Genomic DNA, 18041 nt, shown 5'->3' on the forward strand with positions numbered 1-18041 from the left:
TAGCATGTTTGAATAAAACAAAAAATAGATACTTATGACTGAGGTAACCAACCAGGTTCTCACCGACGATGCCCGTCAGAGTCAGAATTTTTTTACGAGTGATCAAATTCTCCGTCATTATGTAAACAAACATCTTGATCCTGCTGCCGTGGATTATATGGAACCTCATTTGGACCAGCTGGGTCACGAGGCCGCAAACCGGATGAACGATCTTTCTCAGGCAGCTGACCAATATACCCCAACGCTCAACAAACGAACGAAATTGGGTAAAACAGTGAACCGGGTAGATTTTCATCCCGCCTATGAGCAGCTGGTGGATATCGCCGCTCAATCAGAAATGTTTTACGTAAAATATCATCCCCGGTTACGAAAACAGTTTATGGGCCATCGACATACGCTAGGTTTTGCCGCTGGTCAGCTTTACGCCATGAGTGAACTGGGTGTTTACTGTCCGCTGTGCATGACGGATGGAGCAGCTCATTTGGTTGATAGGTATGCGCCTGAATCGATCAGGGAAAGACTGTTGCCCAAACTATCGGCTAATGAGGGAGCACATCTTGCGACCGGAGCGATGTTTTTGACAGAGAAATCCGGAGGATCAGATGTAGGTCGTAATCTTGTGACTGCTGAACAGGTAGAAGGAAACCAATATCAACTGAATGGCGAAAAGTGGTTCTGCAGCAATGTTAATGCGGAGGTTATTATGGCGTTGGCCCGGACCGGGAAGCAGGAAGAAGGTACCCGGGGACTCTCTCTGTTTTTAGTGGAAAAGGATCTGCCGGATGGGACTGCTAACCAAATGAATATCATACGGTTAAAGGAGAAGTTAGGGGTGCGGTCAATGGCGACTGGTGAAGTAGAATTTAACGATACGATAGGTATCCGGTTGGGAGCAGAAGGCAAGGGCTTCAAGCTCATGGCAGAGATGATCAACATTTCCCGAACCTATAATGCTATTGCAGCCATTGGGGGCACCCGGCGCGCTATTGTTGAAGCCTATCAGTATTTAAATCACCGGCTAACATTTGGCAAACGAGCCATTGAACATGCATTAATTCGTCAGAAATTTCAGGAACTGGGGGCTCTTTATGTGGGAGACTTTCTACTGGCTTGGCGCGCTATACGAGCGATGGATGCAGCCGAGGAAGGAGCTCAAGATGAGCAACAGTTAATGCGGTTGCTGGTGCCCATGGCCAAGTGGCGGACGGCTGAGCAATCAGTGTATATCGTAAGAGAGTGCATGGAACTGATGGGCGGCAATGGGTATATCGAGGATTTCGTGATGCCGAAGCTTTTGCGCGATGTGAATGTTCTGCCAATTTGGGAGGGATCAGGAAATATCATTGTGCTGGATATTCTACGGGCTTCCCAGAAGTCAGAAGGCCTTCAATTGGTGATTGAGCAAATAAGGGAGGTCAGTGATGAATCGGAAGAATATGGTGAGATTATTAAAAGAGAGCTGACGCATTTATTGAGAATCTGGAAGAAGCTAAGAGAAACGGAAGATCGGGATGTCGTTGAAGCTACCGTTAAGCCTTTATTTAAGCAACTTATCCTTCTGTATGAGATGGCACTGATGATTGAAGAGCGAGATAAGACCAGCAAGGCATGGATAGATCCAGCCCTGAACTACCTGGCATCGACGCTTGAAACGGATATTAGGATTCAACATCCTGCTAATAGACAAGAAGTTGCTGATCTAATAGCGTGGGATTATTAATTTGATCCTATGAATCTGCAGCTTTGTCCCCAGGCTGGTATAACGATACGGCATTCCGGTAGAAGATTTTTTCGATAGTCTCCGGGGCATCTGCTGCTTGTTTTATCAGCTCAATATCCTGCTTACGAAATGGACGTGGAGCGCGTGTGGAGGGTAGGTCGGTACCAAAGAGAATAGCATCCGGATTGGTATGGATGAGATCTCGCAGGGCAGAGGAGATATCAAAATTGACTCTACCGAATCCTGTGGCTTTAACGAAGGTGCCTTGGTCTACCAGTTTGAGCAGGGTAGGGAATCCTTTCTTAGATAATCCAAGATGGTCGATAACAGCGATCGGGAGTTCTGTGATAAGCGTGTAAAGGTCCGCCAGCTCACTCGAATCGACATACAGTTCGGTATGCCAGCCGACCAGGTCGTAGATCCGATGGGCAAATGAAGACATGCCATCAATACCGGCGGAACCACCGCGTCTTAGGTTAAACCGTACAGCACGGACCCCTGCCTGGTGAAGTCGCAATATCTGCTCATCTATGGTGGAAGAGGGAATTTGAGTAACTCCCACAAATGAAGGACCGAGTTCTTTCAAAGCAGCTTTGAGATAGCTTTGGTCAAACTCATGAAACGAACCGGATACGATAGCTCCACCAACAATGTCGAATTCTTTGGTCTCTCGCCGATAATCATCACAAGTAAATTCATCAGGCAGAAAACCATGGTTGGGTGTTAGGGGAAATTCATGGTCAATGATATGAAAGTGGGCATCAAAGAGTTTCATAAATAGCTTTTAGACAACACCAGTACTTGCTTGCAAAGCTTTACCTGAGGATACAAGAATAATCCGCGAATAACAGGTGGATTAGGCCATTTAGCTTATAATTATTTTTTGCCTGACCATCACAACAGTTTTTTGACAGAACCAAATGTCAGCGAATGCTCTTCGGTACCCCTGGTGCCAAGCAGGAATCCAATCGGTTTGAGACTGTCAATATTCTCGCAGACAATCTTGAGCATGGCCAGGTAAGGGATCACCATAAACATACCGGGCAGCCCCCAGATCATTCCACCTGCCACCAGCGAAAGTATGGTAACCAATGGATTAATCTGTACATACGAGCCCGTGATGTTCGGGGTAAGAATATTATTTTCAATAAACTGGATAACAAAAAATTGGCCAATGACGCCGAGCGCTAGACCGGGTGATTGAGTAGCCAGCACAAATATCAGGGCGATGCCATAGCCGATAACGGTCCCCAAGTAAGGAATGAGGTTGAAGATAGCGGCAATAATGCCCAACAGAAGTGCATATTCGATTCCAATCAGGTAGAATCCCAGGCTGTTTAAACCAATTAGAATAAAGCAGACAATGAAAAGTCCTTTCAGATATTTTGGAACCACTTCTGCAGCTTGGTCAATAATATCCTGCGTTACTTTGTGCTGGTTTGATGGTACAAGTTTAGAAATAAATGTGCGGAATTTATTCCGGTAAAAAAGGAGTAAAAAAGTATAGACAGGGAGCAGACCAACAGTCAGTATGGTATTAGCTGTGCCCGTAAAGAAACCGGCAACATACTGTCCCGAACCTCTGATACTTTCAACAATTGAATCCAGTTGCTCAGCAGTAACTCCAAATGTACGTCCCAGGGCCCACCGAAAGCGAGTGATATTGGTATCAATTTGTTCTTGCAGGTTGGGCAGATCGCTTGCAAACATCGTAACGAGCAGAACGATTCCATAGACGGCTCCAATAACCAGAGAAAACGATCCGATGATTAGAATCAGGTTGGTTGCAATGCGGGGTAACTTCCAATTTTCCATACGCTCTGCTGCGGGATAGAGCAGGTAAGCAAAGAGGATGGAAAGAAAAAGCGGAACCAAAAGCTGTTTGGTGATGATCAAAGCTGCGATAATAGCAAAAGAAAGAAGCAATCGAATTAAGTATCGTACTGCAAGAGGGTATTCTTCCATATTAAGCCTAAAGAATTATTTTGATTGCCTTAAATGAAGTTACTCGATTTTCAAGTTATCACTTTATCAATGGTTTTATAATTATAAGCAGGTGTGCTAAAATAGCTTACAACTCCTGTAGTAATGCTGACTTCAACTCGGGTATCTCTTGTCGCGCTATTTTTTGAGCTACTGCTAAGGCGCATCCCCAGGAAAGCGTAACACCAGCCCCGCCGTGACCATAATTATGGATAATCATTTTACCCTCCTTTTCTTCTTTCTCTAACCGTAGACCGTTATTTTTGTTTCGAATATACCGATATCCAATTTGGGCCGTCAGCTCATCGGGATTAGCAAGTTCCTTATTGTAGGTATGAGTTAGAATCTGGTGGTTGAGATCGATAATTTGTGCCGGCACCGAACAACCGTCTATCTGATAAGTTTCATCATCACCAAATGGAGGCCACCTTTGTTCATGAAGTCGACCAATTTGTCGACTTCCGCCCAGAACCCATCCATCTTTGCGGGGATAGCAGTAGACGTCACAGGGTTGGCCTTCAAGATCCGAGTACAGAGAAGCTTGGGGCGTATAATTATAGGAGACAACCTGGTCTTCTGAATTCTTGATTAGTGGCGTACCTGCTTTGTGGAGAATATGTCCGCGTGAAACTTTTGGCTCGTCGACAGGATCTTTAAATAAGGTGTCACTGCCGGTTCCACTGCAGTTAATGATAATGGGGGCTGGTAACTGGGAGATATCATCAGTGGATAGTTTTTGCTGCGTAATGGTACCACCATGCTGTGTATAGCGATTATTTAAAGCCGTAAAATAGTTCGGCCAGTCGGCGAATAAGCCATCAAATGACCAGCCATAGAGCTTTGGACTTTGGAGGCGTCTCGGGACACTATCTGGATCTAATTCATCCATGAATTGAACATTCAGCATCTGGTCAAGGTAGGAGGGAGGATCGACTTCATACTCAAAAACCTCATAATGCTCGTGAAAAGTTATTCCGGGAAAGGCCTGCTTGCGCAGGTTAAAGAACAGCGCCTGCGAACTGGAAAAGATAGCTTGAAGCTGATCGGTATGAGCGGAGTGAGGAATAATAGAAGCAGCCGGAAAGAGGCTGGCAAACTCTGGGAGAGAGCCGGCATCAGGAAGGTCATCATAGGTATGTTTAGCAATAATTTCCGTGTCATATCCCAGACATTGCAAAGTCAGGGCGGTGGTAACACCGCTCACGCCCGCACCGATGATGATAACATCTTTACTCATAGTAAATATTTAAAAATAATCATTCTTAATTCTAAACTTATGATTGCCACGGGAGGTGTTTTAAATCAATATTACCCCCGCTAATAATGATGCCTATCCGTTTATCGGTACAGTCAATATGATGTAAGGCCGCTGCTATAGGAACGGCAGAGGAAGGCTCAATAATAATTTTCATGCGCTCCCAGATAAATCGCATGGCATCGATAATCTGTTGCTCAGTAACGGTAACAATTTCATCTACATGCTTTTGGATACAGGCAAAGGTCAGCTCGCTGAGGGAGGTACGGAGTCCATCGGCAACGGTATCGGTACTCTGAACCGGATGCAAGGTCCCCGTCTGAAAAGATAAAAAAGCATCATTAGCGACTTCTGGTTCGGAACCAACTATTGCGATTTCGCGAGAGAGGCCGGATGTAGTAATAGCCGTGCCACTCATTAGTCCACCGCCGCCAATAGGGGCTAACACCATATCCAGATGAGGCTGCTGCTCAAGGAGTTCTAAGGCCGCCGTACCCTGACCTGTAATGATATGCGGATTATTATAGGGATGGATAAAGGAAGCACCGGTCTCATCCACCACGTCCCGGAGTGTAGATTCTCTTGCATCCTGAGTAGATTCACAAAACGTAATATTTGCTCCATAATCTTTAACAGCATTGACTTTAACCTGTGGAGCATTTTTCGGCATCACGATATAAGCGGGGATTCCTCTTTTTTTAGCTGCAAGGGCTACCGCCTGCGCATGGTTTCCAGAAGAATGTGTGGCTACCCCTTGCCGGGCCTCCTCATCCGAAAGTTGGCTAATGGCGTACGTAGCACCACGAATTTTAAAGGCACCTACCTTTTGGAAGTTTTCACACTTTAGATAAATATGCCCCCGGGTTCGTTCATCAAGCTGTTGGTTAGTCAACACAGGTGTTTGGTGAACCTCAGGTTGGATAATTTGATATGCTTCCTGAATATTAGAGAATGTGGGTATTTGCATAATAGGAGAAAGCTTGGGTCTTAAATTTTATTTCGTCATAGAGTCTTTAATGCCTGTAAGTAATGATTTCCACCAGTAGTTAAAGATAGACTTATGTTTAATCCGTTGAAATTTAATCTGCCCTGCCTGCATACCCGTTTCGGGGGTATTATTTTCACGGACGACCATATTATTGGCAAAAAATGTTTTAAGGTTTTCTATCAATCCTTTTTGTTCAACAGATTGTTTATCGAGTACGGATATTTTGGCATCTTCGTAATCCATGATCAACGAGCCGCTGGACTGGTCGTCATTGAGCCTCATCTCAAATTTAAGACTGTTGAGGTTGCCCCGGTCTATCCTTACAAAGGCCACATGCTCTGTTATGCGGTTAAAATCCGTAATATCCATGGGGGCTAAATTACCCCTGATCGTATGAAAGCCCATTTCTGTATCCATTGGAAATTCAAAATGGGTTTCAAGCAATCCGGCGCCCATTACTTTCGATTGTGTTTCCAGGGTGGTAGTAAGGCCTTGTTGGATATCTCCTTCAAAGTTACTGATGTTTCGGAAAGTAGCGTCGAGATCTTCGAACGTAACGGTACCAGCCCGGGGCGTGTTACCGACATATTCGGAGTAGGAGATGAAGCCACTCCGTATGTGTAGTGAGTCAATTTTAATTTTTTGTTTCAGATCGCGAAATGTGACAAAAGGGAGAGGTTTGGGTTGAGGTGGTCCGCCGGGTAGGCCCCGATTCAGATAATCTTCCAGCGAGAGATTATTAATGGTGGCACTTTGGGCATAAAAACGCCCTGTGCTGATGAACTGAGCATAATCAAAGGATTGAATTTCCAACTTAGGAACGCTCAGATCGATGCGGTCAATGCGACTACCATGCTGACGGGCAAATGCCAGCTTTGAATATTTGGGGATCAGTTTCAGGGAGTCCAGAATGATGTTCTGATCCACCGACGATAGTGTTAATTGATCAAAGGCAATGGTATTGAGACTATCCGATAGGTGATAGGTGAAGTTTTGAGCATTTATCGCGATATCATCCGTAACAAATATGCGACCCGACTGGGCAGAAGCAGAATCAACTCTGATATTTCGAAGAGACAAATTTAGTTTTCCCAATGAGGCAATCGTGTCAGCTTTATGCGTAAATAAACCATGGCCGTCATCGATAATAAATTCATCAAGTTCGAGAGCCGTATACTGATCAGAAATAACCGCGTAGATAGAAGAGTCAATTGATCCAAAGCTGCTTTTACTGCTGTCCGATGATAGTTGATAGGGATTTTTGAGGGCCGATATATCCGGATTTGAGAGCGTGATGTTGCCAATATGCAATTCATCACCCGTCAGTGTAGAAAAGAGACTAAAACCGCTGACCTCAACCTCTCCCACAGACCCTTGCAGTAGCATGCGGGACGGGGCAGAGGCAGAAGTGTCAGAAAAAAAGGTGGTATCCGCTTTAATTTGAAGGTTTTGAATGCTGGCAGAGCCTGTGAAAATATTAAGATCCAACTCCTCAAAATCTAATGTATAAGCAGATTCGGAAGATTGTTCGAAGCGTTCTTTTATCGTATTAGCAGCATAATCGTCCGCAAAAAGACTGATGATGATTTGGAAAATGAGCAGAAGCAGTAGCAGCCCCCCAAAGAAATAGGCAATGCCTCGGATAAGAGGATTTAAATTATTAAATCGTTCTCTGATTTTCGTCATTCGCCATGATAGATAAGTAATTGGATATCAGCGAATAAGCTACATAGAAATATGACGACTTAAAACAGGCTTTTTCTTATGTACCCAGGGAGTCAGATAATTGGTAAAATACTCAGCCTTGTCACTCTGACTCTAGTTTCTTGAGCTCGATCTCGCCTTCCAGCGGTTGATCGGCAAACATATATTTTTTGACGGGTTTTCCACCAATCAAATGTTCCTGGATAATACGCTCAAGGACGGCTGGCTTACACGAATGGTACCAGATTCCTTCGGGATAGACCACCGCGATGGGCCCTCGTTTACAGACTCTGAGGCAATTAGCTTTGGTACGAAAAACTCCACCTGCTCCATCAAGATTCAGTTCTCGTAATCTCATTTTGAGAAAAGCCCAGGCTTTGAGACCTATTTCTTTTTTACAGCATTTAGGCTTGGTTTGATCTGCACAAAGAAAGATGTGGCGTTGAATTTTATCAATATGCAGTTCTTCAGCTTTCTTTCGAACGCGCTTATTCATGTATTCGGTTTAAGTGCTCAATTAAAATTAGGGTATTCAAAATACCAGAATTATCTGCAAGTAGATACCCACTAGTGATCGCCGACCTTCTGATATGCTTTAAGAGGTTGACCATTTATGCCAAATAAAAGGGTATGGTCAAGCATGAGTATATTCCTTAAATCACCGACCAGGTTAAATCCGGATTGGTGTTGCGGTACATAGTTGAAATCGCCTTTTCCATCGCCTTTTAACAGTATACCGTAGTTGGCATCGTACTTTCCCAACCGTATGGGTGAATGATTCTGATTACCGCCCAGAAATAAATCCTTCTGTCCATCATTGTTGTAGTCTAAACTATGGCTGACAAAAATGGGAGAAAACTGTGCCTGAATCGGAAGTTCTTTTTTAACCCACTTTCCATCGTCATTACTGAGAAATAAGGAGGTAGGCAAGTGGGTGGTCTGTAACTTTTTGGCATCTTCAAGCTCACTTCCTGTAAAAACATCTTCGAGAGTTGCTCGCCCATATTCTTCATGGCTGGAGAAACGGGATTCCATCATGGGAAGTTGCTGCGTCAGTTCCGGAAGTGTTGGGAAGGGGTGGCTTGTTCCCTGGATATGGTAAAAAAGAATGGGATTGATGGAGCCATTTTCATCAAAATCGTGGTAGTACAGTTCGGCAGGTTCTTGCGTGTTTGCATTGAGCCGGGAGTTAGTTCCCAGGTTTCCAGCCAGCAGATCTGGCTTGCCATCATTATTGAAGTCTTCGATCAGGATGTTATTCCAGAGTCCACGGTAGAGGCGGTCAAAATAGGTGTCCGTAGCGTCGGCTAACTGCCCATCCACAATTTCAAAGATACGCAATGGCATCCAGTGACCGGCTACCACTAACTCTTTTGCCTCATCTCCGTTGAGGTCATGCCATAGGGCATCACGTACCATCCCGATGTTGCGCAGTAGTGGTGCTATTTGAGAAGTTTGATCCATAAACTGTCCATTACCATTGTTGATTAACATATAGCTTCGGGGTGATTCCGGATACTTGCCCGGGATTACATATCCGCCCACAAAAAGATCAAGAGCTCCGTCGTTATTGATATCGGTCGTTGTTACCGCAGAACTGCTGGTCGGCATATCGGGAAGGCCGTCGGAGGCATCCGCAAAATTTCCTTGCCCATCGTTGAGATAGAGTCGATCCTGCAGGGCCGGGTCAACAGGAGCATAGCTGCCATAACCTCCGCTGGCCACATATAGATCGGGATGCCCATCGTCATTGGCATCGAAGAAGAGTGCACGGGCATCGGTACTATTTTGGGCTGCCTGAAAAGCAGGCTGGGGCTTTTGGGTAAAGGACCCATCTGTTTGCTGTAGGTAAATTTTGGCTGGCTGACCATAGCCACCACCCACAAAAATGTCTTCAAATCCATCTGCATTGAGGTCGGCTTTGGCCATAGCAGGACCCACCGTGGATTGTGCATTCACCATCAGGGGCTGTCGTTTAAAATCATTGGTATTCTGTTCCTGTTGATGGCTATAAGAAATAGGTGAGGAAAATTCCTCAAATAGTGGAGGCGAGGCAGGATTGTTTTCTTGGGTCGGTGAAGCCTCTTGCTGGCGCAGGGTTATCTGTTGATCAGCGGAAATAGCAGTCAACGTCTGCTCCTGTCCATTGGGCCAGGTAATATGGAGAGAATCCACGGTACTATAACTCCCCAGGCCAAAGTGCAGGATTGGAGAGACGCTTGACAGATAGCCGCGCATGGGCATTTGCTCGAGATACTGTTTTTCATCTTTTGTATAGATCGTAACTTTGGACCCAATGCCGTATGTATTTTGCCCTTTCCCTTCTAATGCTACCTTCAGGTAATGGTGATTGGTCTGAGCGATGGTCTCGTTTTCAAAAACAAAGGCGGGATCGTTAATATTGCTGGTAACGAGATCCAGGTCACCATCGTTATCAAGATCGGCATAGGCAGCTCCCTGACTGTTAGAAGGAAGATCTATACCCCACTTGCTGGAGGTGTTCTTGAAAGTGAGATCACCATTATTTTGGAATATATAGTTCTTAAGCTTGGTGCCTGGCAGTTGTTGCAACAGGTGCGCCACATCAGAAGATTGGAGATTCGAGTTTTGCTGCTGAATATATTGCCGTTCATACTGAATGTAATCTCTGTTCGTGACGTCGCGTACATTGCCGTTGGTTACAAAGAGATCTTTATGGCCATCATTATCGTAGTCGGCAATTAAAGGAGCCCAACTCCAATCCGTTTTAGCGACCCCTGAAAGGTGACTGATTTCACTGAAGGTATTATTTCCGTTATTGAGCTGCAACACATTCCGGGTATACTGATGATGGAAGCCAACCTCTATATTTTTTTCGAATTCTCCCCAGTCGTTGGGACTGTTTAATATTTTTTGGCGCCTGTTATCGGCCGGCAGCATATCGAGTACATAAATATCCAGCAGGGCATCGTTGTTGATGTCCGCAATGTCGATACCCATGGAAGCAAAAGAAGTATGCTGTACATACTGGCCCAGTTTGTCGGTAAAGGTGCCATCCTGGTTATTGATATATAAGTAATCGGGCGGAGAGTAATCGTTGGCGATATAGATATCGGGCCATCCGTCTTTGTTGATATCTGCAATGCCGGTTCCCAATCCATACATGAGGAGTGAACTCTGAATGCCCGCCTTCTCTGTAACATCGGTAAACCGTCCCTCGTCATTCCGATATAGCCGAACGCCATTCACAGGATCCTGTTTTGCCAGCTGTCTTCGCGTATCTTCTTTGTCGAGAATGGGAAGCGGCTTAACGTTATGGTTGAGTAAAAACAGATCCAGATCATTATCCCGATCATAGTCAAAGAAGGAAGCCTTATTACTGGAATGGGGTTGGGCTAACCCATAGGCTTTGGCCTGCTCTTTAAAAACAGGGATACCGTTCTCGCTAACCCCCTGGTTGATGTAGAGCTCATCGATGCGGCGGTTCAGTGGAAGCTGACCGGTGTAACAGACATAAATATCAAGCAGGCCATCGCCATTTACATCTGCCATCGTGACTCCGCTTTTCCAGGTGTTTTTGCGTCCCCCAACAGCTGCAGCTCGGGTGATATCCTGAAATTTCATATCGCCTTTATTCAGGTAGAGCTTATTGTAGCTCATATTACCGGTAAAGTAGAGATCCTCAAGGCCATCATTATTCAGATCGCCCACTGCCACGCCGGCGCCGTTATAGAAATATTCATACATCAGAACGTTACGGTTAATGCCCGTGCCTTCAGGAAGGGTATTGTTGAAATGGATGTTGGTTTCTTCCGGTGAGAGTAAAGTAAATAACGGCTCTTCCTTTGGGATAACCTCAGACTGCTTTTCCTCGGAAGAACAGCTGATCCCTACCAGAAATATGGAGACAATAAGTGATATATAAACTTTCATAAAAATCGTGATCCCTGCTCCTAATTAGCTGAACAAATTATAGTATCCGGATTCGCCTGAAGAATAATTCAGTGACAATGGTAAATGGGTTAAAATATATGGATGTCCTTCGAATCCACACAAATTTACTAATAATATCGACAGTTGCCAGCGGAGAATCTGAAAGGTTTTTTGGAGTTTAGGAGGTGTTGATCAATAATCCAGGCCTGGCTGAGTTATTTCATAACTATTCTGTTCTTTGGATGCTTTGACCATCCCAGCCACATCCTGAAGCATCTTCTGGGCATCGTAAACGATACCATCTTTAATAGTATATTTGATGCCGCCAATGCGTTTAACTTCATTTTTTTCATCCACATGAACGGCCCCGGTACCATATAATACCTTCAAATTCTTTAACGGATTGGCATCAACCAGTACCATGTCAGCCAGCTTACCTACTTCAATGGTCCCAAGCTGATCATCTATATTAAGGACTTCTGCGGCTTTCAGGGATGCCGACTGGAAGATTTCGAGGGGATGGAAGCCCGCCTCGCGGAACAGCTCCATCTCCTGGATGTAACCGAACCCATAGAGTTTATAGATATACCCGGCATCGGACCCCAACGTTACCCGACCGCCCCGGTTTTTAAATTCATTGACAAATGTCATCCACAGTCGGTAATTTTCCTTCCAGGCTACTTCTTGCTCAGTACCCCAATTCAGCCAGTACGAGCCATGGGAAATACGACTGGGTTTGTAGAATTCCCAGAGGGAGGGAAGCGTATATTTTTGATGCCATTCGGCGCGTCGCTGAGCACTGAGATCCCGGCTGGCTTCATAGATCGTGAAGGTGGGATTCAGCGTGATATCCAGGTCAAGCATTTCATTCATCACGCTGTTCCATTTGTCGCTGTAAGGCTCAGCTGCCTGTTTCCAAAGCTTGCCGGCCTCTTCAAATCGATGCTGCTCGTTATTGTAGTTGTAGTCGAGCGGGTAATCCTGGATAATCTGATCGGTAAACAGCGCCTCGGGAATACCGTACCAGTGGGTGATGCTGGTGAGTCCCAGTCGAGCTGATTCCAGTGCATTATTATAGACAACCCGGGTTTGGGCATGGTGCGTCATTGTTCCGAGTCCAAGCTTGTTAGCTTTGTCGATGGCGGCCGCATAAACGGGCTTGGAAGCTCCAAAGAATTTGATGCCATCCGCACCCTGGTCGTTAATCATATGAATCCATTCGCGAGCCTCTTGCGGAGTAGTTATTTCGCCGTCATTCCCCATGCCAAATCCGATGTAGGAAAAAATGCGGGGAGCTACTATTTCATTGGTCTTGCTTCGTTCTTTCTGGCGTAACGTCCAGTCCATGCCGTTAAAAGAGCCGGGTTCACGGACTGTTGTGATGCCATGCGCCATCCAGAGTTTATAGACATATTCGGCTGGCGTGCCCTGGGCTTCTCCACCAGTATGGGCGTGCATATCGATGAAGCCGGGCAGCAGGTACATGCCACTGGCTTCAAGTACCTGCGTTTTATCATTTGTTTGTGGGCGCCGGTCTTCGTTGATGGGAACGCCGGGATAGCCTACGGATTGAATCTGTGTAATGCGATTTTCTTCCACAACAATGTCTACCGGTCCACGGGGAGGAGAGCCCGTGCCATCAACCAGCATTACACCACGGATGATCAGCCGGTCATACGGACCTTCGCCCATGGATCGTTCGGGCGCTTGCTGCACTTGGGCCGAAGCAAAATTATAAGTCAATAGCAATGTAACGATTAACGACAGGAGAGATCGAAGATTAAGCATAGATCATCAATTTAGCACAGATTATAAATGTTTGGATAAAATAAGCATTGATATAAAGCCTGAACGTAAAAATATTTTAAGTACATAGGCATAGTAGGAGATCGAATAGTATTCTTCTCAAAGAAGTAGCGCCCCTTCGTGTTTTAACAGGAACTGCTTGCGACTGATACCCCCGGCATATCCCACTAAATTATTATCTGATCCGATCACCCGGTGACAGGGTATAATAATAGGGATGGGGTTTTGGCCATTAGCGCGCCCCACAGCCCTTACTTTTTTTATATCGCCAAGTTTTTGAGCCAGCTGACCATAATTTATAGTTTGTCCGTAGGGAATATGGCACAATTCTTTCCAAACTGTTTGTTGAAAATCGGTGCCTTCAGGACCCAGCGGAATACTAAATGTCTTCCGCTCTCCGCTAAAATATTCAGATAATTCAGTTTCGGTCTGTTGGATAATAGTATTAGTCTCCTGCGGATAATAGTCTGGCTTTGTTTCCAGAAATTTGATCCCCTTAAGGACCTCATCTGAAGCGAGGAGAGCTAACCATCCCACTGGAGAGTGCCAAAAACTTTTCATAGAAGATATAAGAGGATCGTGTTAAATCTTAATCAAGTCTAAGCAAGGGGAATCTATTTTGCAAGACTGTGGTTGGGAAGTGCTTGCAGTTGTAAGCAAACATCTCATCACCGTTGTTTTGCACAGAGACTAACAGAGCTATGAGAAGAATTTTGGGAAATTATAGTGAAGTTATCCTTATTCCCAAAAATCCTCCAAAAATTTGTTCCAACGCTTGCTGTTGGTTTCAAAGACCCTTTCTAAATCAGACAAAATTTCCTGGAAATCTTCATTATCCTTAAGGGGTTGCCATACAGGGTTTTCCAAAACCCATGGATAATTTTCGTATCCCAAATAAATAGCTTTACGCAGCCAGTGCAATGCTTCCGAAATATTATCTTCCACAACAAAATAGGAGGCCAGCCTGAAAGCCATTTCACAGTCCGTTGAAGCAATAGAAAGTAATTCGTCGGTAATCAGTTCTGCGGCTTTCTCGGCTTCTCCATTCCTTACATAACACATGGCCAGCGTAGGGTGTGTTACCCGTCGCTTTGGGTCTTCTTTGATAACCGACTCCAAAATGGGGATAGCTTTTTCATATCCACCCTCTCTAAAATAAAGGTAGCCTTCGGTAGTCCGGAGCAGAGAATGTTCAGGCTCCAGCGTTAAGCCCTTATTGACTTCCAGCCAGGCAAGATCAAGCTGTCCCAGGTAATGATTGAGTCGTGCTCTTCGGTTATATATTTGAGTGGCTGCTGCCGGACTTTTTTGCAGAGCCCGCCCCAGCAGTCGCAGTGCCTCTCGGTGCAGACCATCCAACTGGATGATAATACCGGCTCCCAGCAAGACTTCCGGATTACGGTCGTTATGTTTAAGAAGATATTGAATGTCCCGTCGAGCCTGCTCCTTTTCCCCCCGCCATAAGTAAGTGTAGGCACGCTGTAGTTTGGCTTCGACATTCTCCGGATCAAGTTCCAGAGCCCGTTCTAAATGTCGCTGCGCTTTCATAAAGTGGGTGGGACCACCAAAGCCGTTGGTAACATAATTTAGGTGCGTACGGCCCAGCCCACCGTGTGCAGCTGCAAATTTGGGGGCTTTTTCAAGGACCTCCTCAAATTTAAGTCGTGCTTCTTTCAGGTCTTTGGGATTATTGGAGCCCCATAAAAATCGAGAAAGTATGGCCTGAGCCTCAAGATACTGCTCTGACAGATCGATAGGTAAGTTCTCAAAGGTGGCTTTTTCCTGTCGTGCCTCGAGTTTGCCAAGGTTAAATAGAGTATCAAAAATTTCGTCTGTAATCTCACTCTGAACCTTTACCAGATCAAAAGAAGGTACAGAAATGGTATTGCCGGCATAAATTGTTTTACTGGAAATTTCCAGTAGTTGCCAATTTAGGGTAAAGCCATCTTCTGAACTAAAAAAAGAACCGGTTAATACGTATTCGGTTTCCAGCTTGTGGCCGGCTTCAATTTCATCAACAGATTGGTCGGATAGCGACAGGAAGGTGCCCGGGGGACGTATAGTCACAGATGCGTTTTGAGCCAGGCGAGTAGCAATGGCATCGGCCATGGCCAGCCCAAAATAACGAGTGTGATGACCATTCTTATCTTCTACCTGCTTAAAGGGTAGAACGGCAATAGAATTCTCTGGCACATCATTTTTATCTTTTTGCAAGAAGAATTCCGTCAACATAGAAAAGACACCCGTTCGCTGCCCTTTATCACGCTCCTTGTCTTTTTTGTTTTGAGGAGAGGGGGAAGGCAGAAGTGCCGAACTTTCGCCTGGAATCATACCCTGCTCAAAATCCATCGTTTTCATCAGTGTCTTCAGGGCCTCATGCAGCTCATTGACGGACTTAAAGCGGTTGGTGGGCTGTTTTTCAAGAGCTTTTAAAATGAGGCTTTCAAGCGTATCGGGAATTTCGGGACGTAGTTTACTGGGCGGCGTGGGTTTCACCGCTCGAATTTTGCGGATAATCTGAGTCTGGTCGGAATTATGAAGCATCGAAAAAGGATGGGTCCCGGTAATAATTTCATACAGAATGACACCCAAAGAAAAAATATCGGACTGTTGGCTACTTCTCAGGGTCACAAATTGTTCAGGAGCCATGTAGGCTGTAGTGCCGAACCGAGAAGACTCTGGATTTACACTCTTTTCCATATTTTTCTGGGAAGTATCGGGAAGCTCGACCGACTCTTTGCGCTTAGCCAGGCCAAAGTCCAGAATTTTGACCAGACCACCATCCGTGACCATGATATTGGCGGGTTTTAGGTCTCGGTGCAGAATACCCAGCTTGTGGGCTTCTGCCAGACCATCCGCAATTTGAATGCTGATAGATAGCACAAACTGGAGGTTCAGTCCTCCAGTTTCAAGAAGTTCTTCCAGGGTTCTGCCCGGCACATATTGCATTACAATGTAGGGACGTTTCTCGTATTCGCCTACTTCGTAAATGGCACTCACATTGGGGTGCTGAATGGCGGAAGCAATGCGGGCTTCTTCCAGAATTTGTTCCCTTATTTGCTTTTCGGTAGAACGCTCGGGGTGAACAATTTTAATGACTACCGGTCGCATAAGCTTGGTATCGGTAGCATAATAAACGGTGCCGTATGACCCAGACCCCAGTTCGTGATGTATATCGTAATGGTGAATCTTATCCATTCTTATCTAACTTTGGTGCCTCTTGCTTAAGTTACAGACAAACAGGTTGAACTTCTAATAACTTGTTAAGTTCTGTAGAGAAAATGTATGGTATTATCGGTTGATGGGAACCTGTCCGGATCGATTGAAATCAAAATTGGTACTCCCCAGAAGCTCATGAAGAGGGTTGAAGTCAAAATCCCCTTTAAGCTGGTAATCAAGGGGTTCAGAACCCGAAAGAATACGGTAAGCCGAGGTCCCAATTTGAGCAATATTGAGAGAAACAGGAATGTTGAGTTCGGTAACACCATCCTCTTTGATGTTAACACCTTTCAACGCATTCCCTACGGCCCACTGATTTCCATTTACCACCAGGTCATAATTGAATTGGTTGATGTTAAGACCAAATCCATTGGGATTGTCGAACTGTAGTTTTAGATTTATATCGGCCCCGTTGAAACTCAGGTTCTCCAATTGAACATTTGACAGGTTCAGTTTGGGTAGTTTTAACAAAGGAATAGATCCTTGTTTTTTAACCGGAATTGCAGTCTCTCCCAAAACGGGCAGATCAAATCGAAGATGGCTGATGAAGTTGTAAGAAGTCTCCTTTTCGTTGGCAAGGCCCGAGATAGTACGGTACACATCCCTAAAATTTAGCGTCATCGGCATTTGGATAATACTTGCATCCGAAGCTTTGACAGTAACTTCTTTGGTCTGATTACCATCGAGAAATGAATTCCCGTTCAGATCCAGATCGTAGTCGTAACCAAGCATTTGGAGGGAAGCGGCGTTAGGGTTGTTAATTTTGATATCGTAAGTTAGCTGCATCTCTTGAAAATTAAATCCTGTAACCCTCACATCATCAACCGAAAGCGTAGGTTTTTGGATACTATCGGCTAAATCCTGAATAGTCTGGCATCCCCCGATAAGCAGTACAAGGGAAAATAAATAGATGAATCTTTTAACGGATAAAAGAGGGGTGCTGGTAGAATGTGTTATCATATAAAGATAAAATACTATTTAACGGTGTAACGTCTGTTTATAAGAAGAACAAAGTTACGCTAAATATGATCTATCAACAAATATACAGAGAGGCTAAATAATTACGCTAAGCATTATTCTTGACTCTAGTCTGTTAAAAAAGTAGGCGGCCTGCGGTAGGAAATTCTGAGCACACAAGAACCCCCATTTCGAGCAATAATAATTTAATAATTTCAACGATGATAAATTTTATGCCAGAAAAAATATTTCCAACATAATTTTTTTGGCATAAAATATTGTGTTTAAACAGTATGGGAGGCATTTTTGCCTAAGTAAGTAAAAGATTTGATTCACTTTAATAAATATTAAAAAAATCTAATATTTTTTGTAACAATCAGCTGGAATTTCACTCTTGTACATAGGAGACAGTTTTAATATTAGGTTACAATCCTGAATCTGTTCTCTAACTCTAACTTAACTGAGCCCTGAAGCAATAACAAAGACCCGGGACGGAT

12 protein-coding genes are annotated in these 18041 nt (G+C 44.7%); 1 reads left to right on the forward strand and 11 read right to left on the reverse strand.

The features are described from left to right. Nucleotides 1-34: 34 nt before the first annotated feature. Nucleotides 35-1720, forward strand: coding sequence for an acyl-CoA dehydrogenase family protein (locus J6I44_RS07515; RefSeq protein ID WP_265765430.1), 1686 nt, complete (start codon nt 35-37; stop codon nt 1718-1720). Between the two features lie 7 nt (nt 1721-1727). Here the strand turns inward: J6I44_RS07515 and J6I44_RS07520 are convergent, their stop codons facing one another. The 11 genes from J6I44_RS07520 to J6I44_RS07570 all read right to left on the reverse strand — a co-directional run bounded on the left by J6I44_RS07520 (nt 1728) and on the right by J6I44_RS07570 (nt 17547). Then, complete coding sequence (locus J6I44_RS07520; RefSeq protein WP_265765431.1) at nt 1728-2495, reverse strand: amidohydrolase family protein; 768 nt, start codon at nt 2493-2495, stop codon at nt 1728-1730. A gap of 119 nt (nt 2496-2614) precedes the next feature. Then, complete coding sequence (locus J6I44_RS07525) at nt 2615-3685, reverse strand: AI-2E family transporter (RefSeq protein WP_265765432.1); 1071 nt, start codon at nt 3683-3685, stop codon at nt 2615-2617. Between the two features lie 106 nt (nt 3686-3791). Next, on the reverse strand, nt 3792-4940 hold the full coding sequence (locus J6I44_RS07530) for an FAD-dependent oxidoreductase (protein ID WP_265765433.1): 1149 nt from the start codon (nt 4938-4940) through the stop codon (nt 3792-3794). A 37-nt stretch (nt 4941-4977) separates the two neighbouring features. Next, nucleotides 4978-5925: a threonine ammonia-lyase gene (locus tag J6I44_RS07535; protein ID WP_265765434.1), complete on the reverse strand. Its 948-nt coding sequence runs from the start codon at nt 5923-5925 to the stop codon at nt 4978-4980. Nucleotides 5926-5952: 27 nt separating this feature from the next. Next, a complete protein-coding gene (locus tag J6I44_RS07540) occupies nt 5953-7632 on the reverse strand; it encodes a hypothetical protein (protein ID WP_265765435.1) in 1680 nt (559 codons plus the stop codon). A 121-nt stretch (nt 7633-7753) separates the two neighbouring features. Then, the gene (locus J6I44_RS07545) at nt 7754-8146 is read right to left on the reverse strand and encodes a (2Fe-2S) ferredoxin domain-containing protein (RefSeq protein WP_265765436.1); all 393 of its coding nucleotides are present in this window, start codon (nt 8144-8146) and stop codon (nt 7754-7756) included. A gap of 71 nt (nt 8147-8217) precedes the next feature. After that, nucleotides 8218-11562, reverse strand: coding sequence for a VCBS repeat-containing protein (locus tag J6I44_RS07550; protein ID WP_265765437.1), 3345 nt, complete (start codon nt 11560-11562; stop codon nt 8218-8220). 192 nt (nt 11563-11754) lie between these two features. Further along, nucleotides 11755-13350 carry an amidohydrolase family protein gene (locus tag J6I44_RS07555; RefSeq protein ID WP_265765438.1) on the reverse strand — a complete coding sequence of 532 codons (1596 nt, stop codon included), beginning with the start codon at nt 13348-13350 and terminating at the stop codon, nt 11755-11757. A 117-nt stretch (nt 13351-13467) separates the two neighbouring features. Beyond that, entirely contained in the window at nt 13468-13929 is a 462-nt protein-coding gene (locus tag J6I44_RS07560; protein ID WP_265765439.1) for a methylated-DNA--[protein]-cysteine S-methyltransferase, read from the reverse strand. Nucleotides 13930-14106: 177 nt separating this feature from the next. Next, nucleotides 14107-16566: a serine/threonine-protein kinase gene (locus J6I44_RS07565; RefSeq protein WP_265765440.1), complete on the reverse strand. Its 2460-nt coding sequence runs from the start codon at nt 16564-16566 to the stop codon at nt 14107-14109. Between the two features lie 93 nt (nt 16567-16659). Next, a complete protein-coding gene (locus J6I44_RS07570; RefSeq protein ID WP_265765441.1) occupies nt 16660-17547 on the reverse strand; it encodes an LEA/WHy family protein in 888 nt (295 codons plus the stop codon). Nucleotides 17548-18041: the final 494 nt, after the last annotated feature.

The sequence above is a fragment of the Fodinibius salsisoli genome, assembly GCF_026229185.1.
In the GTDB taxonomy this organism is placed as follows: Bacteria; Bacteroidota; Rhodothermia; order Balneolales; family Balneolaceae; genus Fodinibius; species Fodinibius salsisoli.